The sequence below is a fragment of the Acinetobacter sp. genome, assembly GCF_036659555.1.
Classification (GTDB): Bacteria; Pseudomonadota; Gammaproteobacteria; order Pseudomonadales; family Moraxellaceae; genus Acinetobacter.
The window spans coordinates 1-19,392 of sequence record NZ_JAVXCI010000008.1 but is presented as its reverse complement, the minus strand read 5'-3'; the positions used below and the strand labels follow the sequence as shown (position 1 = coordinate 19,392).

The following is a 19,392-nucleotide window of genomic DNA, read 5'->3' as shown; positions in this document are numbered from 1 at the left end:
CTGCCTTGCCGTAAATGAAAGGCGCCAGCGGCAGTTTTTATTTTCAGGCCGGCGCATTGCCGAGCAGGATATTGCCAAATTGTTGGCGCAGCTCAGCTTTGACAATTTTCCCCGTGCCGTTCACAGGCAGGGCTTCCACAAAAATCACGGCATCTGGAATCTGCCAGCGCGCAATTTTATTTTCAAAATAGGCAAGTACATCTTCTTCAGTCAGATTGGCATTCTCCTGCTTAACGGCAATCAAAACCGGGCGCTCATCCCATTTGGCATGACGCGCGGCAATGGCTGCAGCCATGCGGATTTCAGGATGCCCTGCAGCAATATTTTCAATTTCAACCGATGAAATCCATTCACCGCCGGATTTGATCAGGTCTTTGGCGCGGTCACAAATGGTCATATAGCCGTCTGCATCCAGAGTGGCAATGTCGCCTGTGTCAAACCAGCCGTCAGCTGTCGCTGCGCTTTGCGTCTGGTTGAAATAGCGGTCAACAATCCAAGCGCCGCGGATTTGCAGGTTGCCTTGGGTATGGCCATCGTTTGCTAAAGGAGTCAGGCTTTCACCATCCACAATGCGAAGTTCAACGCCAAAAGGCGGGCGGCCTTGGGTTAAGCGCAGTTTTTCAAAATCTTCAGCGCTTAAAGCGGCATGTTTGGCTTTGGGCTGGTTGACCGTACCAAGCGGGCTGGTTTCAGACATGCCCCAAGCGTGGATGGTGTCGCAAGCATAGCTGTCTTTAAAATCGCGGATGATGGATGGCGGGCAGGCAGCGCCGCCTACGACATTGCGGTTCATGCTTTCTAAGCTTGTACCGCGTTTTTTGGCAGCAGCAAGCAAGCCTTGCCAGATGGTTGGAACGCCTAAAGCGAGAGTGACTTTATAATCATCAATTAAGCTGACTAAGCTGTCGCCGTCCAGATTCGGCCCCGGAAGCACAATCGTGCTGCCGACCATTGCAGACGCATAAGGGATGCCCCATGCATTGACATGGAACATGGGCACAACCGGCATCACAATATCTGACGCAGACAAGCTGAGTGAGTCCGGGAAGCAGATGGCCATGCTGTGCAGCAGGGTGGAACGGTGGCTGTACAGCACGCCTTTCGGGCTGCCTGTGGTGCCGGAGGTATAGCATAAAGAACTTGGAGTATCTTCGCTGAACTGCGGCCAGTCAAATTCAGCCGATTGATTTTGAATCAGTTCATCATAAAAAATAACTTCCGGCAGCGCTGCCAGAATCTTCTCGTCACGCGCGCCGTAACAGATGAATTTTTCAACGGTTGGCACTTTATCCTGAATGGCGGTGATTAAAGGCAGAAATGTCGAATCAAAGAAAATTGCCTTATCTTGCGCATCATTGATGATGAAAACCAGCTGTTCAGGAAACAGGCGCGGGTTAATGGTATGGCAGACATAGCCGCTGCCGGAAACCGCATACCAGGATTCCAGATGGCGGTGGTTGTTCCATGCGATGGTTGCAAGACGGTCACCTGGTTCAAGATGAAATGAGGTGAATGCATTGGCCAAGCGCTTGCTGTTCTGCTGGACTTGCAGCCAATTGGTCGCGGTAATTTGGCCGCTGACTTCGCGTGAAATAACCGCGGTGTCAGCGTGGTACTTTGCTGCATGCTCAATTAAGCTGCTGATCAGCAGGGGCTGATGCATCATTTTGCCAATCATTTCTTTCATCCTTGGAATTTATTCTGTCGTCAAGCAGAGGGCCTGCAGCGCAGGCAGCAGGCCCCTATGGCATTATTCAGGATTGTTCTGCGCCTGGTCGCTGAAGCCGGCTGCCGCGCCCGGCTTAATATAGCGCGGCATTTTCTGGCCGGTCTGCTTGGCGACCGCATGCAGGGTGCGCTCAATCCAGCCGGCATCCATAATGAACATCAGCGAATCATCATCATTCAAGTTGACATTGGCGCCTTCAATCACCATGAAGCCTTCAGCGCCTTCTGGGGTTGCTAAAGTATGGATAGAGCCTGCCGGTTCAAATAAATAGCTGCCGGCGGTTTGAACATCTTCAGGGTATTCGACATAATGCCAAGAACCTGCAGTGGTATAAAAATGCACAACGCCGGTGTGGAAGTGGCGCGGAAGAACTGTACCTGCATCAAAACGTGCACGGATTACCCATACACCGTTATCTGGATCTAAAAAGCAAGGGGTAACGTGTACGCCTGGCAATGCGTTTTGGATTTCGCCATCATTAACATTAATCGTTAATAAACGGTCTTGATGATTGATTGACTGTGCAATGCTCATGACAAACTCCATGTATGTCTTTTAGTGTGCAAGAAATTCAGGGTTCTAGCGCTTAAGCAGGCTGGCTGATTTCTCTTGATTTTGTTTTCGCTCGAAAAAGCTTAGCAATGTTCTGGGGCTTGTGAACCACTCGAAAGAATGGAATTGGGAGTGGTTTAAAAATCCGGCCGGCCGGCGGCCTGTGTGCTTTTGAGCAGCGAATTTAAAGTATAAGCGCTGCAGCCTGTATTGCGGAATTGGGTTTGTTGTATTAAGTTGTTGCTCATAAATGCGGGATAGGCATTGAGCTTGTGCCTCAGCCTAATTTCATGGAAGCGCAGGTGGCGCGGCAGGCCATCAATAAAAAGATTGGATGAAACCTAAGCATGCAAGTTTTAAAAACGAAACTCAGCCGGCCGGCGGCGTTGAATTCCGCAGCGCTGCAGCGGCCGGCGCTTTTAAGCCGCCTGCTGGAATACAGCCGGCAGTCCCTTCTTTTTATTCATGCTGCTGCAGGCTACGGCAAAACAACATTAATGCATCAGCTCAGCGGGCAGCTGGCGCAGCAGGGCAGCCATGTGCATTGGCTGAGCCTGGATGAAGACGACAATGATCCGATTCGGCTTTTTCAGTATTTGCGCCTGTCTTGGCTGGGCGCGCAGCAGCTTTCTTCGGTGCCGGAGGGGCGCATTCAAAAGCACAATGTGCTGGAGCTGATGGAAAAGCTGGCGCAGTCTTCCGGACAGCATGTCCTGTTTATTGATGAATTTGAAGCGCTGGAAAACGCTGACTGCCTGGATATGCTGTGGTGGATGTACCAGTGCCTGCCGCAAAATGCCCATCTGGTTATTGCGTCCCGCATTAAGCCCGGCTGGAACTTTTCCAAAGAGCTGCTGCAGGGCCGGTTGCATGTCGTGAATGCAGAGCAGCTGAGCGTCAAGCCTGAAGATGCGGCGGCATTAAGCGAATTCCTGAAGCAGCAGAATTTTGAGCATGTCCAGCTGAACCCGGAGCTGGTGCAGCTGCTGATTGAAAAAACCGAAGGCTGGATGACCGGCATCCAGCTTACCAACCTGTGCTTAAAGCACGGCCGCGACGCCGGCAGCATTATTCAGAACTTAAGCGGCGCGCATAATCAGGTGGTGGACTATCTGAGCGAGCAGGTCTTTGTGCAGCAGCCGGAAGAAATTCAGCTGTTTTTGCAGCAGATGAGCGTGCTGCGGAAGGTCAATCCGGCTTTGCTGCAGGAAGTCACGGGCAACGCCCAGGCGCGGCATTTGCTGGAGCAAATTAAGCAAAGGGGCCTGTTTATTCTGGCCTTGGATGAGCAGGGGCTATGGTACCGCGTGCATCACCTGTTCCGCAGTTTTCTGGAAAACCGCTTTAAAGCGCATGATGAGGAAAAATTCAGGCAGGCCCATGCCAAAGCGGCTTACTGGTATCAGGCGCAGCGCTTTTTAATGGAGGCGATTTATCATGCGCAGCAGGCGCATGATCAGGCGCTGGTCTTGGAGCTGCTGGCAGATGTCAGCCGCGAACTGGTTTTAGACGGGCGTGTCTATACGTTGCTGGAACTGGTCAAGCAGCTGCCGGATCAGGCGCTGGCCGGGCATCCGCATTTGCTCTATGACGCAATCTGGGCATTACTGCTGACGCATCAAAATGCGCAAGCCAACCGCTGCATTCAGCTCTGGCACAGCGCGGAAGCCAGCCAAAGCCTGATTTTAAGGGAAGATCAGCTGGGCCTGGCGCCGCTGATGGCCTTGCTGGAAGACAATTTGGCGCAGGCGTATGTGCTGGCGCAGCAGAATCTGGCCAAGCTGCCGGAAACCGCCTATTTTTCCCGCGGCCCGCTGATCGGCATTGGCGCGCTGCATCAAATTTGCCTGGGGAACATCGCCGAAGCGCGCCGGCTGCTGATCCAAACCCGCGCAACCTATATACAGGGCTATAACTTATACGGCTTGGCTTTTACCGACTGCATTGACGCAACCTGCGAACGCTTAATGGGCAATTTGGCTCTGGCGGAAGAAAAGTTCAGTCAAATCGGCAAGGGCGCCGACTATCAGAAACTGAAGATAGATGAAGGCAATCAAACCGCAATTGACGCGATTGCCAGCAGCCTGAAAGCGGACCTGTATTATGAAATGAATAAAATCGCCTTAGCCGAGCAGGCGCTGCAGCGCTTCAATGGCGGAGATCAGCTGGTGATTCCGGATATGGTGATTATCGGTTATGTGCTGCAGCTGCGCCTTGCGCATTTGCGCGGGGACACCGCCTTAAAGCAGGCCTGCCTGACCCAGTCGCAAATCAGAACCAATGACTGGTCTATGCCGCGCCTGGCCCAGACTGTGCAGCAGGTGTATGAGCATCAGAATTCATCAGGCCATAGCGGGGCTGCGCGGGAGCTTCAGCCGGACGGCCCGCTTGCGGCGCCGAACCCATCCGGGCCGCTCAGCATCACCAGCCTGCTGAGCGGCGCTGACCTGCTGACATACCGGGAATGGATTTTTAACGGAAACATAGCGCAGGCCATCGCAGGGCTGCAGCAGGAGGCGCAGCGCGTCACGGTTTATCCCCTGCGCCAAATACGGATTCAGCTGCTGCAGGCCATGGCGCACAGCCATTTGGCGCAGCAGGACACTGCGCTTGATTATCTGGAACAGGCCGTTTTAAGCTTAATGCCGACGCAGGCGCTGCGGATTATGCTGGATGAGCCGCCATTGATTTGGGCGCTGCTGGCCCAGTTAAGCCGCCGCCTGCTGCGGAATAAGCCGGGGCATGCAGCCCCGCTGCTGGAATATATCCAGCAGCTGCAGGAGCTTTCCGGCTTAAGCCGAGGCGCGTCTGTTCAGGCGCAGGCTGAAGCCGCTGCGGATGCGCCGCAGGCTGAAGTGCTGTCGAAACGCGAAATTCAGATTTTAGAAAAAGTCAGCGAGGGCTTTACCGATGCCGAAATATCCGCCGCGGTCTTTCTGTCCGTCAATACCGTGAAATGGCATTTGCGCAATATTTACCATAAGTTGCAGGCGCGTTCCAGAATGGAAGCGGTCAAGGAAGCAAAAAAAATAGGGCTAATCGCTTAGCCCTATATCCAGCAGCGCAGGATAAACTGGGAAAATATTTTGCCGGCTAGGCAATCGAGTAGGCGCCGTCAATTTTGATAACGCTGCCGTTAATAAAGCTGGCCGCATCGGAAGCAAGGAACAGCACAACATTGGCAATTTCTTCAGGCTGCCCTAAGCGCCCCATTGGCGAGCGCTGCATAATGCCGTTAAACACTTCCGGAATGTCCTTAAGCGGCTGGATTAAAGGCGTATCAATCCAGCCGGGCGCAATGGCATTGACGCGGATTTTCGCCTGGGCAAAGCTCAGCGCATGCGAGAAAGTCAGCTGGTCAACCGCGCCTTTGGAGCAGGAATATGCCGGCGCAATGGCGGAGCCAAACTGCGCATACAGCGAAGACACATTAATGATGGACGGATTGTCTGATTTCGCCAAAGCCTTGGCAGCAACCTCGCTGATATAAAATACGGAAGTTAAATTCACTTCTAAAACTTTTCTGTAAGTTTCCAGCTCATGCTCAGAAACAGAGCCCATGCCTGCGCCATTGAACAGGGTGTCAATGCGGTCAACTTTTGCGAAGAATGCATCTACAGCAGCTGTGTCTGTAACATCCATTTCAACGGCTTCAATATCTAAGCCGGCAGGATAAACCGCCTTATCCGCCCGCAGGCCCAAGGCCCAGACCTTTGCGCCTTTTTCGGCAAAAGCGACCGCCACGGCCTGGCCAATGCCGGATGTGCCGCCGGTGACGACAGCGGTTTTATTTTTGAACATTGCAGTATTGAAGGTTTCCATTTCTATTCTCATCCTCTTGGTATGACCGGTTCTAACTGACCAAATTCAGATTATCCGCTTCAGGAAAGGAAAAAAAGACTGGGCCGAACAAACCATTCTAAAACCATTCTTTTGCATGGTTGCTTCAGCATAGCAGGCTGATACTCTGCAAAAAACGGATGCATTGTTTAATCATTGCATGAACTCTGTAAAGCATATTTTTAAGCGGGCGCTATCCGGATGGATGACGGCATTTGAAAATATCCAGCTTTTTTAGAAATATCGATGTGACATCGAATGGTTATAGAAACTCAATAATGAATTCGAAATAGCAGCGATATTTTGCTCTTGCCGGACTGCGCTGCTTATAAAGGATTAAAAGCCATGATGGTGAGTCAGAACAACAAAATCGCCGTTGAGAAGATTCCTGCTTCACCGCAGCTGAAGCCCGAATCTTCAAAATATCCGCCGGAAGACACCGGTTTAAATGCGCCTTAATTGAACATTAAGGCAGTCAGTCAGATTAAAGCATCCAGTATTTAATCACGCAAGGCGAATGCCTTTCATCGGAACGGACAGCATTCGCTGGTTTAACATTCAGCTAAAGGATTAGAAATGAAACTCAATCAGAAAAAGCACCTCATTGCGGCAATGCTGTCTGTATTTGCAGGCCAAAGCTATGCTGCGGGGCTTGAACGCTCCCCGCAGCATATTGATGCGCTCTTTGAACAGGGAACGTATGCGGAAGCAGGTTATACCCATATTTCGCCTGATGTCCAAGGTACGGATGCCAGCGGCAATCATATTTCTGACATGGCGGAAGACTTCCAGTCGCTCAACTATGCGGTAAAAACTGATTTGGCGCCGAATCTGCGTTTAGCTGTCATTTACGATGAACCGTTTGGCGCCAAAGTGAAGTTTAAAGGCGACAATAACTTTATTGCAAAAAATCGTCCAGCCGAAGATGCCAATACGCGTGTTGAGGTGAAATCGAAAAACGTCACAGCACTCTTGGGATATAACCTCAATAAAAATGTCATGATTTATGGCGGTCCTGCGCTGCAGGAGCTTGAGGCGGATGTGCATTTGCGTGGCCTAACCTATGCTGTAAATAGTGGTTATAACAACACCTTTGATGACATCGCGGTGGGGTGGGTTGCAGGCATGAGCTATGCCAAACCTGAAATGGGCATTTTAGCCTCATTAACCTACCGTTCTGAAATTGAGCACAAAACAACCATTCAGGAAGATGTTCCTTTGGCCGATATTGTATTTTCGGGGAATTATTCGCACAGTAACCAAGGCAAAATTACGATCCCAGAGTCGGTGAATTTAAACCTGCAAACAGGTCTGAATATGACGACTGCACTTTATGCAAAAGTACGCTATGTGCCGTGGAGTGATTTTGCTTACTCTCCTCCAGTACTTAAAGCATCGACTGCAGCGGCCTTGGGTAAAGGTTTGCCTTTAGTCGATTATTCGGAGGACCAAACCTCAGTTGAAATTGGTCTTGGCAAACGTTTGGCGCCAAATCTGGCCATTTCTGTCTCTGGCCTATGGGACTCAGGTGCGGGCGACCCTGCACCAACTTTAGGTCCTGTGAATGGCTATTGGGGCGTTGGCCTGGCAGCGAAATACAACTTCAATAAAAAGTTGGCTTTTAGTGCCGGTGGCCGTTACATGTGGTTTGGCGATGCCGAAGGTGAATTGTCTAGCCGCCAATTTGTCGGCGGGTTTCAGGACAATACCGGCTATATTGTGGGCATGAAGCTTTCCTATTCGTCTAAATAAACAAGGCGGCGCAGGCGTTTTAAAGCGCTTGCGCTGAAGATTCTGCCTTAAGCCAATTACACTGCTGGAGCTGGGCGAGTATGCGGTAAAAAACGCTGCGCATAGTGATTCCGCTGCTAAAAGCGCTATCATAAGCGCATTAACGTTTTGGAATGCATTATGAAAATCGTCGCAGATGAAAATCTGGCATTTACCGATTATTTCTTTGCTGAATTTGGTGAAGTGGAACATAAGGCAGGGCGCACTTTGACGCATGCCGATGTTGCTCAGGCAAAGGCACTGTTGGTTCGTTCAGTCACCCAAGTTAATCCAGCTTTGCTGGCCGATACCTCGCTTGAATATGTGGGCAGCGCAACCATTGGCACTGACCATTTGGACATTGAAGCCATCGAAAAGCGCAATATTCAGTGGGCGAATGCCGCCGGCTGCAATGCGCAGGCTGTGGCTGAATATGTCATTACGGCCTTGCTGCATCTTAAGCCGGAACTGATGGATGCCAATGCGCATTTTACTCTAGGCATTGTCGGCTTGGGGAATGTCGGCTCGCGCTTAGCCTATATGGCAGGCTTGCTGGGCTGGAAAGTCATCGGCCATGATCCCTTTGTAGAGCAAGATGCGATTCATCAGGTTGACTTGGAAACTTTATTGAATACAGCTGATGCCATTTCACTGCATGTTCCTTTAACTAAAACTGGGCCGCATCCAACCTATCATTTAATCAATGCTGAAGCATTGGCTGCCATGAAGCCGGCAGCGCTCTTGGTGAATTCGGCACGCGGCCCTGTAATTGAAGAGCAGGCGCTGCTGGCCGATATTCAAGCGACCCAGCGCCAAGCGGTTTTAGATGTCTTTGAGCATGAGCCTGTGATTTCTGAAGAGCTGTTAAAGGCCGTCAGCCTAGTGACGCCGCATATTGCCGGCTACAGCCTGGAAGGCAAGGCGCGCGGCACGCAAATGATCTATGAAGCCTTTTGCAAAACCTTTCATTTTGCAGCAGATAAAAGCTTTGAATCGCAGCTGCCGGTGTGCTCTCAGTTCTTTGAAGGGCAGGAATTAAAAACTGCACTCCAGCAGCATTTAGCAGAGATCTATCCGATTGCCCGTGATGACCAAGCCTTGCGCGCCTGCCTGAAAGGCGACAAAGTCGATCAACAAGCATTTGACCATTTGCGCAAAACTTATCCCTTGCGCCGTGAATGGGCTGCGCATGGAGGGCCGAAGGCATGAGTCAGGACAGCATTCAATACCGGCCAAGCTGTGACTTGCAGGCCCTGCGCGCCCGCGCGCAGATGTACAGTCAAGTCCGCCAGTTTTTTGCAGAGCGCGGCGTGCTGGAAGTGGAAACCCCGGTTTTATCGCAGGCCGGCGTGACCGATGTGCATTTGGCCTCGGTGCAGGCGCAGCGCCATGTGCTGGGCAAGCGCCAAACCCACTATCTGCAGACTTCGCCTGAATTCGCCATGAAGCGCCTGCTGGCCAGCGGCAGCGGGCCGATTTACCAGATCTGCAAAGTGTTCCGCGATGATGAGCATGGCCGCAAGCACAACAGCGAGTTCAGCATGCTGGAATGGTACCGCCCCGGGTTCAGCCTGAAAGATTTAATGCATGAAGTGACCGATTTGCTGAATGCGGTTTTAGCGCAGCGCTTTGGCCAAGTCCGCCCCGTTATTTTGAGCTATAAGCATGCCTTTATGGACCGGCTGGATCTCAACCCGCTGCAGGCCAGCCTGAAAGAGCTGAAAGACTGCTGCAGCCGCGTGGGCCTGAATCTGGATTTGGGCGATGACCGCCTTGGCTATATTGACTTGCTGTTCTCGCATGTTGTCGAGCCGAGCCTGGGCTTTGATGCTCCGGTTTTCTTAACGGATTTTCCGCCTGAACTGGCGTCATTGGCGAAAACCCGCAGCGATGAAGACGGCGAGCTGGTTGCAGCCCGTTTTGAGCTGTACATTGAGGGCTTGGAGCTGGCGAATGCCTATGATGAGCTGATTGACGCCGAGGTGCTGCGTTCGCGTTTCGCCGCGGATAATGCTGAGCGGGAAAAACTGGGCCTGCATGTGATGCCGGTTGACGAATACTTATTGGCCGCCTTGCCGCAGATGCCTGAATGTTCAGGCATTGCTTTAGGCGTTGACCGCCTGCTGATGGTCGCTGCTGAACAAATGCGCCTGGATCAGGTGATTGCGTTCCCGGCGGACAGGTCTTAAATAAAAAATCCCCCGGAAAATTCCGGAGGATTGCATGCTTGCTGGGGCCGCCGGCTGAGCCAGCTCAGCCAAAGAACAGCTTCAGGATATAAAACGGCCCTTGGCCGCTGCTTTGCATGCCGGATGCAATATTGAATGCAATGAATAAGGCAATGCCGACGGTCACGAAAAAAGCCAGATATGCGCTGCTGAAAGAGGGCAGTTCGAGCTCAGCCTGCCGGCTTAAACTGTGCTTCAGCGCAATGGCCGGCCGGCTTTGATTGACCGCGCCCGGACTGAATGCGCTGGCTTCATCTGCAAGCGGGTAGCGGATATCGCGCGGGGCTTGCGTCTGATCCCAGTTATGCTTTTTTAATTTCAGCCTGCCGATCAGGTATTCAATATCATCTTCCGCCAGCGAAATCCCGGAACTGCTGATATTCATCAGCGCGTCCGCCGCATGGGGAATATCGGTCACATAGAACCATTTTTTAACGTTGTTCGATAATTCAATGTCTTTGGAATGAAGCTCATTGAAAATAATGCATCCCGAAATAAAGCCCAGATTCTGGCTGGTGAAAATGCCCTGCGCCTTAAACCACTCCAGTACCGCAAATTTATTCTTGCGGATTTGCACAAATGGGTTGATCTGGCTTCCGCCCAAAACCGGCATGCTGGAATCAATCAGCCATTCGCCATTTTCCGCGCCTGTTAAGCTGCCGGAGTAATTTTTTAAATCGATGACGACAATTGAATGGCGGGTAAATGCAATAGCATCAACTTCCTGCCCGCTCCACATGGTGTTGTAGAACACATAAATCCAGTCATCGCCGTGCTGCCAATTGAGTTTCAGCTGGGAGAGCAGATCGTTAAACATGATCTGTTCATTTTTATGCTGGCTGTAATCGCCGTAATATGCGTGTATGGCCATGATTAACGCTCATCCGTATAAAAGAGGACTTCGCCGCAGTTTGCGCAGTAATTGCACACCTTATAGCTGTTGTTTTTGACTAGATAGCGGTTAACTTGCTTGTTTTTGCAGGCATAGCACTGAAAAATGTTTGAAGAAAGCGCAGCTTGAGGATAGCTCTTTTTATACCAGTCCAGAGACTGATGGTCGTAAAGCAGCCGGTTTTTCTGCGACTTTATGCCGGCGATGGTTGATTCATAGCAGGCTTTAACGCCGCCGAGGAAGAACCCGCCTCCCCAGATCAGAAAGAACAAGCCCGAGCTTTGATTCAGGACAAAATTGTAAATCAGCGCTGTGGCGCCGATGATGATAAATATGCTTGAAAAGATGCAAGCGCCGATCATGTGCATTGATTATTTGCCCCCCGATATATTTTATGTATAAAAATCCGGTGCGGCCATTCAGCCGCACTTCTCATTAGAAAGTATTAAGTTTTAGATTGGAGCTTTGAAATATATTAAATTGTCTGCTGAAGTTCAAAGGCTTGCTTTAAGCTGGAAAGCGCTTTAATGCGTTTTTCAATCAGCATTTCGCCAATATCCGGCCCCTGTATGTCCGGCGGCAAGTCCTGCGCCTTAATGCTGCGCACCACCTGCATGGCATCCAGCACATACTGCGCCTGCGGATATTCGCGGTCTTCCAGCCCCAAGCGCCCGCGTGAATCGCATTCGCAGGCCTGAATAAACGCCTCAACGCGCTCAGGGCGGCGCAGCACATCCAGGCGCTGCAGCAGGCGCCATAAGGTTCCCGGCTTAAGCGTCAGCGCCTGATGGCATTTCAAATGCTCTTTGCATACTGCTAAAGCCAGCTGCCTAGTATGCGCGGGTACGCGCATGCGCTCGCAGAGCTCCGTCACCGGCTGAATGCCGCGCTGCTCATGCATAATATGGCGCGGCAATTCTTCTTTAGGGGTCAATGCCTTGCCTAAGTCATGCACTAAAACGGCAAAACGCACATCTAAAGAATAATTGCCCCGGCAGGCCTGCTGCAAAGACATCATCGTATGAATGCCGCAGTCAATTTCCGGATGATACTCTGGGCGCTGCGGAATGCCGTACAGCGCATCCAGCTCCGGGAACAGCACTTTCAGGGCGCCGCAGGCGCGCAGCACTTCAAAGTATTCATCGGCATGATCTTCCATCAGCGCGCGCGAGGTTTCTTTCCAGACCCGTTCCGGCGTCAGCGCTTCAAGTTCGCCGGACTGCGCCAGATGCTTCATCAGCTTTAAAGTTTCATCCGCCACTTTAAAGCCCAGCGCTTTATAGCGGGCGGCGAAGCGGGCAATGCGCAGCACGCGCAGCGGGTCTTCAGCAAAAGCACCGGAAACATGGCGCAGCAGGCGCCGCTGCAGATCCTGCTGGCCGCCGTAGGGGTCATACAGGGTGCCGTCGTCATCCAGCGCCATGGCGTTAATGGTCAGGTCGCGGCGGATTAAGTCCTGCTCAAGGGTGACGGAAGTGTCGGTATAGAATTCAAAGCCGTGATAGCCATGCCCTGACTTGCGTTCAGTGCGCGCAAGCGCATATTCATCTTTGGTTTCTGGATGCAGGAAAACGGGGAAATCTTTGCCCACAGGCTGAAAGCCCTGCGCGAGCATCTGCTGCGGCGTTGCGCCGACAACAACATAATCTTTTTCGTGATAGGGGTGTCCGAGCAAGTGATCCCGGACTGCACCGCCTACTAAATAAACTTGCATGAAAAAACCTCTATTCTTCAGGCAATCATGCTACAGAATAGAGGTTTTCTCAAGTCAATAACTTGAGCTTTTTGCTAAAGATTAAAGCGCTTCAGTTTCTGCATGCTGAATTTCAGCAACAGTCAGCGCGGTCATGTTCACCAAACGGCGGGTTGTCGTCGTTGGCGTCAGAATATGAACCGGCTTGGCAGCGCCCAATAAGATCGGGCCAATGGTGACATTGTTGCCTGAAGTTGACTTTAATAAGTTGAATGAAATGTTCGCAGCATCCAGGTTCGGCATAATCAGCAAGTTGGCGGAACCTTTGAAGCGCGAGTTCGGGAAGGCAAAATGGCGGATGGTTTCATCCATTGCGGCGTCACCGTGCATTTCGCCGTCCACTTCCAGCTCAGGCGCAATCTCACTCAGGATTTCGAACACTTTACGCATTTTCTGCGCGCTTGGGTCATTCTGGTCAGAACCGAAACTGGAGTGCGAAAGCAGGGCAATGCGCGGCGTCATGCCAAAACGGCGGACTTCTTCAGCTGCTAAAATGGTCATTTCAGCCAGCTGTTCAGCCGTCGGGTTGGTGTTGACATAGGTATCGGCAATAAACAGGTTGCGGTCTTCCAGCATCAATGCATTCAGCGTGAAGAAGTTGGTGCGTCCCTCTTTCAAGCCAATGACGTTTTTCACGAAGTCTAAGTGAATATCATAGCTTGAGTAAGTGCCGCAGAGCATGCCGTCGGCTAAGCCATGCTTAACCAGCATTCCCGCAATCAGGGTTGAACGGCGACGCGTTTCACGGTGCGCATATTCCGGTGTTACCCCTTTACGCTGCATGATTTCGTAATAGTCATCCGCAAATTTTTCGTAGTTCGGATTTTTCTCTTGGTCTACGATTTCGATGTTTACGCCATGCTCTAAACGCAAACCTAATTTTTTGATATTGGCTTCGATCACTGCAGTGCGGCCCACCAGAATCGGCTTGGCCAAGTCTTCGTCCACTGCAATTTGCACTGCGCGCAATACGCGCAGGTCTTCACCTTCAGCATAAGCAATGCGCTTAGGATCCGCTTTCGCCTGAGCGAAAATCGGCTTCATCATGAATGCTGAGTTGTAGACAAACTCAGACAGGCGCTGGCGGTAAACCGAGAAGTCCTGAATTGGGCGTGTCGCAACGCCGGAATCCATAGCAGCCTGCGCAACGGCAGGGGCAATTTCCAGAATCAGGCGCTGGTCCAGCGGGCGCGGAATCAGGTAGTCGCGGCCGAATGACGCTGATTTTTCGCCATAAGAGGCAGCGTCAGCTTCTACGTGCGCCATGCGCGCAATCGCGTAAACGCAGGCGATCTTCATTTCTTCATTAATGGTGGTTGCGCCAACATCCAAAGCGCCGCGGAAAATGTACGGGAAGCACAGCGCGTTATTCACCTGGTTCGGATAGTCTGAACGGCCGGTCGCCATAATCACGTCAGAGCGCACTTCATGCGCATGCTCAGGCAGAATTTCCGGATCTGGGTTGGCAAGGGCAAAGATAATCGGGTCTTTCGCCATCACCTTAACCATTTCTTTGGTCAGGATGCCAGCCGCTGAAAGGCCGAGGAACATGTCCGCATCAGCAATCACGTCAGCCAGCTGCGTTCCTTCGATGTCCTGCACATAGCGTTTTTTCGACTCATCCAGGCCTTCACGCTTAGCGGTCAGCAGGCCGCGCGAATCGGCAACGGTGATATTTTGTTTTTTCGCGCCCAGCGCGCAAAGCAGGTCTAAGCAGGACAGCGCTGCTGCGCCGGCGCCGGAAGCGACAATTTTGATTTCATCAATTTTTTTGCCGTTCAGCTGCAACGCATTCAGCAAAGCAGAACCGACAATGATTGACGTGCCGTGCTGATCGTCGTGGAACACTGGAATGTTCATGCGTTCACGCAGCTTCTGCTCGATGTAGAAGCATTCCGGCGCTTTGATGTCTTCCAGGTTGATGCCGCCGAATGTCGGCTCTAAAGCCGCCACGATGTCGACAATTTTATCAGGATCATTTTCTGCAATTTCGATGTCAAATACATCAACACCGGCGAATTTCTTGAACAGGACGCCTTTGCCTTCCATGACCGGCTTAGAAGCCAGCGGGCCGATATTGCCTAGACCCAGCACCGCTGTACCGTTGGTAATTACGGCAACGAGGTTGCCGCGGGCGGTATACAGCGCAGCTTTTGAAGGGTCGCGCTCAATCTCTAAACAAGGTGCTGCTACGCCAGGGGAATAAGCCAGCGCTAAGTCACGTTGGTTGACCAGCTGCTTGCTTGGCGTAACGCTGATTTTCCCTGGAGTTGGGAATTCGTGATAATACAATGCCTGCTGTTTTAAAGATTGATCGTCCATCTGTATCTCGATTGTTTTGAGTGGCCCAAGAATGCGGGTAGAGTTGCTTGAATAAGCTCGAATATATCACTTGTTAGGCGCTTCGCCCAGTCGCTAAAGCGCCTTTTTCCAACAAACTTGGCGCTGGCGCGCCTTCAGTGATATTCAGCAGGTATAAATTGGCATGCGGGCATTTTGGGTTAAGTATTCTGTGGCTTCGGCCTCTGGCAGCGGTTTGGAAAACAGATAGCCCTGCGCGATATCGCAGTCGAGGCTGTGCAGGTACTGCAGCTGCTGCTCAGTCTCAATGCCTTCCGCCACCACCGTCATGCCCATGGCCTTGCCCATGGCAATCATCGCGCTGACAATGGCTTCCTGCTTGTTCTGGCCGATTTTAGACACGAAGCTGCGGTCAATTTTCAGTATATCAATTGGAAAATCAGCCAGATAAGAAAGGGAAGAGTAGCCCGTTCCAAAGTCATCCAGCGAAATGCTGATGCTGCGGCTTTTAATTTCATGCAGCAGGTTTTTAACGCTCTCTGAATTTTCAATTAAGGATGACTCGGTAATTTCCAGTTCAAGGCTGGCGCCAGAAATGCCGTTGGCCGCAATTGCCTCATCCAGATCGGCCAGCAGCTGGCCGCGCCTCAGCTGCTGCGCCACAATGTTGACTGAGACACAAATGTTATTAAACCCCATCGCATTCCAGCTGCGGATTTGCTTGGATGTTTGCTGAATGACAATGCGCCCGATCTCTGAAATCAGGCTGGTCTGCTCCGCCAGCGGAATAAACAGGCTGGGCTGGATAATGCCTTTGCTTGGGTGGTTCCAGCGCACAAGGGCCTCAAAGCCGTAAATATTTTTATCTCTGAAATTGATTTTCGGCTGATAGTAAACCACAAGCTCACCGCGGTGCAGGGCTTTGCGCAAGTCCCTTTCCAGAAAAATGCCTTTTTCCAGCAGTACTGTATTTTGCTTGGAAAAATAGCGCGTGGCGTTGCCGCCGAGGTTTTTGGCTTCAGACAGCGCCTGTTCAGCACAGCTGTTCAGGTAGTCCAGCTGGCGGCCATGCTCCGGATAGAAGGCCACGCCCATGGACAGGGTGATTAAATGATCCTGCCCCAGAATATTGAACGGCAGGCTGAATGCCTTGGCGATGCGTTCGCAGTGCTCCCTGACGGAAGGGCGGATATGCGAAATTTCATAGACAATCGCAAAATCATCGCCGTTTAAATGCGCGACAAACAGCGCTTCAGTATTGGTCAGGCGCAGGCGCTGCGCAACCTGGCGCAGCAGCTCATCGCCGCCGTTATTGCTTAAGTATTCATTCAGCGGGCGGAATCTGTCGATATTCAGGCGGATGACCGCCAGCTGCTTAATTGAATCCTGCTGTGAAACCAGATACTGATGCAGCTGGTAATTATAGTAAAAGCGGTTAGGCAGATCGGTCAGCGTGTCGTAATTTTCCAAATAGGACAGGCGCTGCTCCTGCAGCTTGCGCTCAGTTAAATCCGACACAATGCCGATATAATGGGTAACGCGGTCCTGATCATCGGTAATGGCGTTAATGTGCATCCAGATGGTCAGCTCTTTGCCTGAAAGGAATTTTTCATTCAGTTCGCCGTCAAATTCGCGGATTTTCAGCACCTGCTTCAGCACGGCTGCATGCATGCTGCGCTGCTGCGATTTATAATTGGCGGTAATATCAAATAAATGCTTGCCGACAATCTGGCAGCGGCTGAAGCCGGTCAGCTGTTCATAAAACGGGTTGGCGTCAATATAGCAAAGCGCCTCGTCCAGAATGAAAATGCCTTCGGCCGCCTGCTGCAGCACGCTGGCCGCCAGCTTCAGGCGCTCCTGAGAGGTGCGTTCCTGCTGAATGTCGCGCCGGATGCCGACCATGCGCACAGGCTTATTGCTTTCAGGATCACGGGCAATGATCCGGCCGATATCATGCACCCAGCCCCATTTTCCGCTGGCGCTGTTCTGCACGCGGTACGTCGCTTCATAGCGGTCGCTTTGGCTGCGCAGGTGCCGCTTCATGGCGTCCTTGAAATGATTGATGTCATCCGGGTGAATCACATGCTGCAGCTGGCAGCGGTGCTCCTGTGAGCCGCGCTGCATTTTTTCCTGGCGGTGGCTGGTGATTGAAATCTTACGGTCTTTGATATTCCAGTCCCACGGGCGCAAGCCGGCAATTTCATGCGCTAAAACCAGATTCTGCTGCTGCTCTTCCAGATCTTTGTTCATTTGCGCAATGTCAAAGGTTCTTTCTTTCACTTTCTGTTCAAGCAGCTGGTTGTTCAGCTGCAGCTGCAGCTTGATCTCTTTGGAATGGCTGATTTCATCCTGCAGCTGCCGGCACAGCTCATCGGTCCAGGCCGCGTGCTGCTCAGCCGCTTTGACCAGCAGGCTGTTTTCCGCAGAAAGCGTGGAGATGCGCCGGTGAATCCGGTAAGAGGTCGCGGCGCAAAGCAGAATCACAATTAAGGTGAAATTGATGGTCAGGCTGAATAAGTGACTGGTTTGGCCGCTGAAAATAAACTGCGATACTAAATAGGGGACAACGGTCGGCAAAAAGGCCAGGCAAAAATAATTCAGTTTCTGGGTTAAATAGGTCAGGCCGAAGGTTTGCGTCACGATCAGCAGCAGCGCGGACAGGGTCAGCGCCTGAATCTCTGCAAAATGCGGATTGATGGAGGGCAAATAGTAATAAATGATGAAAATGCCGGCGGCGATGAGCGCGCCGATGCTCAGGCACTGGAACTGCAGCCAGCGGTGCGCCTGCTTTAAGTCGTACTGTTTCGGCTTGAAGAATACTGTGCTGATCAGCCAGCAGAAGCTGGCGAACAGTTCAGTGCCAATAAACCAGAGGTTGAAGTACAGCGAAGGCGAATTGAAATAAATTTGATATATACAAAAAATATACAGACAGACAATCAGAATGCTGACCAAGAAATAGCGGCTCAGGCGAAGCGTGTTCGCTATCTGCGCAGTATGGTTGTACTGCCTAATATAGTCATATTGATCATTATCCATCAATATAAGTGCCTTATTTATAAGATATATTAATTGAATTTTCTGCTTTTACTGAAGCTTCTATCCTTATTGGCTTAAAACGATATTCTTTAATCATTTAATTGCGCGCTTATGTTTCTAACGCTAAGGTTAATAACCTTATGCATAAAAATCAATCCGCTCATATACAAAAGTATAACATTCTGACGAGCTAGCGCGCGAGGCTGTAATTAAGGATGGACAGCGCGACCACCGGCGCAGTTTCCGTGCGCAGGACGCGCGATCCGATGCACCAGTTTTTAAACCCGGCCTGATTCGCCTGCTGAATTTCCGCTTCGCTTAAACCGCCCTCGGGGCCAATCAGCAGCGCAATGTCCTTAGCCGCGCCTGCCAGCACATCCGTTTCATCTTTATTTGGCGCCAGCACCAGTTTAGCCGCCGGCAGCGCTGATGCAAGCCATTTCTCTAAACTGAGCGGTGCTTGAATTTTTGGAACAAGGTTCATGCCGCACTGTTCGCAGGCCGCAATGGCAATACCTTGCCAGTGATCAATTTTTTTCTGATCGCGGTCGTATTTCAAGCGCATTTCACAGCGTTCGGAGGTCAGCAGCTGGATTTCTGCAACGCCCAGCTCCACCGCTTTCTGAATGGCGTAATCCATGCGGTCGCCTTTGCTCATGACCTGCCCCAGCAGTGCGGAGAACGCCGGCGTGCGGTTGTCCGGGTTGAACGAAAGGATTTTGACTGTGGCTGACTTTTTTGAAACTTCAAGCAGTTCAGCTTCATATTCGCCGCCTTGCCCATTGAACAAGGTGGCTTTTTCACCGGCTTGAGCGCGCAAGACTTTAATCCAGTGATGAAATACAGTTTCAGTCAGTTCAACCGAAGTTTCAGCAGCTAAATCAGTTTCAATATAAAAACGTGGCATTAAAGTCTTGCTCTCAAAGTAGGCGGAATAATTAAGCTAAACCGAGATCCAGCACAAGCTGGCGTGTAGGGTCAGTAGTGTTCATGGTGTAGAAATGCAGGCTTGGCGCGCCGCCGGCAATCAGGCGTTCGCACAGCTTGACAATCACTTCATGGCCGAAAGCCTTGATGCTTGCAGTGTCATCGCCATAGGTGGCCAGCTGCTTGCGGATCCAGCGCGGAATTTCTGCGCCCGTGCCGTCAGCAAAGCGGATTAAATTGCTGGCATTGGTAATCGGCATAATGCCCGGCGCAATTGGAATATTCACGCCTTCTTTCTGAATGCGCTCTACAAAGTAGAAGTAGGCATCTGGATTAAAGAAGAACTGAGTCAGTGCGGCAT

General features: G+C 51.4%; 14 protein-coding genes. 4 read left to right on the top strand and 10 right to left on the bottom strand.

Annotation, left to right across the window (positions count from 1 at the left end; all coding sequences use genetic code 11):
* Nucleotides 1–43: 43 nt before the first annotated feature.
* Nucleotides 44–1,678, bottom strand: coding sequence for a long-chain fatty acid--CoA ligase (locus RSA72_RS02090; RefSeq protein ID WP_332621237.1), 1,635 nt, complete (start codon nt 1,676–1,678; stop codon nt 44–46).
* A 72-nt stretch (nt 1,679–1,750) separates the two neighbouring features.
* Nucleotides 1,751–2,263 (bottom strand): 2,4'-dihydroxyacetophenone dioxygenase family protein, encoded by a 513-nt coding sequence (locus RSA72_RS02085; RefSeq protein WP_332621236.1) that lies wholly within the window; start codon nt 2,261–2,263, stop codon nt 1,751–1,753.
* A gap of 365 nt (nt 2,264–2,628) precedes the next feature.
* Here RSA72_RS02085 and RSA72_RS02080 point away from each other — a divergent pair, with 365 nt between their 5' ends.
* Nucleotides 2,629–5,328, top strand: a complete 2,700-nt coding sequence (locus tag RSA72_RS02080) for a LuxR C-terminal-related transcriptional regulator (RefSeq protein ID WP_332621234.1) — start codon at nt 2,629–2,631, stop codon at nt 5,326–5,328.
* 46 nt (nt 5,329–5,374) lie between these two features.
* Here RSA72_RS02080 and RSA72_RS02075 read toward each other — a convergent pair whose 3' ends face one another.
* The gene (locus RSA72_RS02075) at nt 5,375–6,103 is read right to left on the bottom strand and encodes an SDR family NAD(P)-dependent oxidoreductase (RefSeq protein ID WP_332621233.1); all 729 of its coding nucleotides are present in this window, start codon (nt 6,101–6,103) and stop codon (nt 5,375–5,377) included.
* Nucleotides 6,104–6,697: 594 nt separating this feature from the next.
* Between RSA72_RS02075 and RSA72_RS02070 the strand changes: the two genes are divergently transcribed.
* From RSA72_RS02070 to epmA, 3 genes are all read left to right on the top strand, one after another.
* A complete protein-coding gene (locus RSA72_RS02070; protein ID WP_332621232.1) occupies nt 6,698–7,873 on the top strand; it encodes an OmpP1/FadL family transporter in 1,176 nt (391 codons plus the stop codon).
* A 159-nt stretch (nt 7,874–8,032) separates the two neighbouring features.
* Complete coding sequence (locus RSA72_RS02065; RefSeq protein WP_332621231.1) at nt 8,033–9,100, top strand: 4-phosphoerythronate dehydrogenase; 1,068 nt, start codon at nt 8,033–8,035, stop codon at nt 9,098–9,100.
* On the top strand, nt 9,097–10,080 hold the full coding sequence (gene epmA / locus RSA72_RS02060) for an EF-P lysine aminoacylase EpmA (protein ID WP_332621230.1): 984 nt from the start codon (nt 9,097–9,099) through the stop codon (nt 10,078–10,080). The genes RSA72_RS02065 and epmA overlap by 4 nt, the downstream gene beginning before the upstream one ends.
* Nucleotides 10,081–10,144: 64 nt before the next feature.
* On the opposite strand, the gene RSA72_RS02055 is transcribed toward epmA, so the two are convergent.
* From RSA72_RS02055 to RSA72_RS02025, 7 genes are all read right to left on the bottom strand, one after another.
* Entirely contained in the window at nt 10,145–10,990 is an 846-nt protein-coding gene (locus RSA72_RS02055; protein WP_332621229.1) for a nuclease-related domain-containing protein, read from the bottom strand.
* 2 nt (nt 10,991–10,992) lie between these two features.
* Nucleotides 10,993–11,373, bottom strand: coding sequence for a hypothetical protein (locus RSA72_RS02050; protein ID WP_332621228.1), 381 nt, complete (start codon nt 11,371–11,373; stop codon nt 10,993–10,995).
* Between the two features lie 113 nt (nt 11,374–11,486).
* Nucleotides 11,487–12,725 (bottom strand): multifunctional CCA addition/repair protein, encoded by a 1,239-nt coding sequence (locus RSA72_RS02045; protein ID WP_332621227.1) that lies wholly within the window; start codon nt 12,723–12,725, stop codon nt 11,487–11,489.
* Nucleotides 12,726–12,806: 81 nt separating this feature from the next.
* Complete coding sequence (locus RSA72_RS02040) at nt 12,807–15,086, bottom strand: NADP-dependent malic enzyme (protein ID WP_332621226.1); 2,280 nt, start codon at nt 15,084–15,086, stop codon at nt 12,807–12,809.
* A gap of 144 nt (nt 15,087–15,230) precedes the next feature.
* On the bottom strand, nt 15,231–18,104 hold the full coding sequence (locus RSA72_RS02035) for an EAL domain-containing protein (RefSeq protein WP_332621225.1): 2,874 nt from the start codon (nt 18,102–18,104) through the stop codon (nt 15,231–15,233).
* Between the two features lie 190 nt (nt 18,105–18,294).
* On the bottom strand, nt 18,295–19,011 hold the full coding sequence (locus RSA72_RS02030; RefSeq protein WP_332621224.1) for a 16S rRNA (uracil(1498)-N(3))-methyltransferase: 717 nt from the start codon (nt 19,009–19,011) through the stop codon (nt 18,295–18,297).
* Nucleotides 19,012–19,042: 31 nt separating this feature from the next.
* On the bottom strand, nt 19,043–19,392 hold a 350-nt coding region (locus RSA72_RS02025), incomplete at its 5' end, for a methylenetetrahydrofolate reductase (RefSeq protein WP_332632673.1).

Coding starts and splice junctions, on each gene's coding strand:
- RSA72_RS02090 (WP_332621237.1), bottom strand. CDS start 1,678: ATGATTGGCAAAATGATGCATCAGCCCCTGCTGATCAGCAGCTTAATT.
- RSA72_RS02085 (WP_332621236.1), bottom strand. CDS start 2,263: ATGAGCATTGCACAGTCAATCAATCATCAAGACCGTTTATTAACGATT.
- RSA72_RS02080 (WP_332621234.1), top strand. CDS start 2,629: ATGCAAGTTTTAAAAACGAAACTCAGCCGGCCGGCGGCGTTGAATTCC.
- RSA72_RS02075 (WP_332621233.1), bottom strand. CDS start 6,103: ATGGAAACCTTCAATACTGCAATGTTCAAAAATAAAACCGCTGTCGTC.
- RSA72_RS02070 (WP_332621232.1), top strand. CDS start 6,698: ATGAAACTCAATCAGAAAAAGCACCTCATTGCGGCAATGCTGTCTGTA.
- RSA72_RS02065 (WP_332621231.1), top strand. CDS start 8,033: ATGAAAATCGTCGCAGATGAAAATCTGGCATTTACCGATTATTTCTTT.
- epmA (WP_332621230.1), top strand. CDS start 9,097: ATGAGTCAGGACAGCATTCAATACCGGCCAAGCTGTGACTTGCAGGCC.
- RSA72_RS02055 (WP_332621229.1), bottom strand. CDS start 10,990: ATGGCCATACACGCATATTACGGCGATTACAGCCAGCATAAAAATGAA.
- RSA72_RS02050 (WP_332621228.1), bottom strand. CDS start 11,373: ATGATCGGCGCTTGCATCTTTTCAAGCATATTTATCATCATCGGCGCC.
- RSA72_RS02045 (WP_332621227.1), bottom strand. CDS start 12,725: ATGCAAGTTTATTTAGTAGGCGGTGCAGTCCGGGATCACTTGCTCGGA.
- RSA72_RS02040 (WP_332621226.1), bottom strand. CDS start 15,086: ATGGACGATCAATCTTTAAAACAGCAGGCATTGTATTATCACGAATTC.
- RSA72_RS02035 (WP_332621225.1), bottom strand. CDS start 18,104: ATGGATAATGATCAATATGACTATATTAGGCAGTACAACCATACTGCG.
- RSA72_RS02030 (WP_332621224.1), bottom strand. CDS start 19,011: ATGCCACGTTTTTATATTGAAACTGATTTAGCTGCTGAAACTTCGGTT.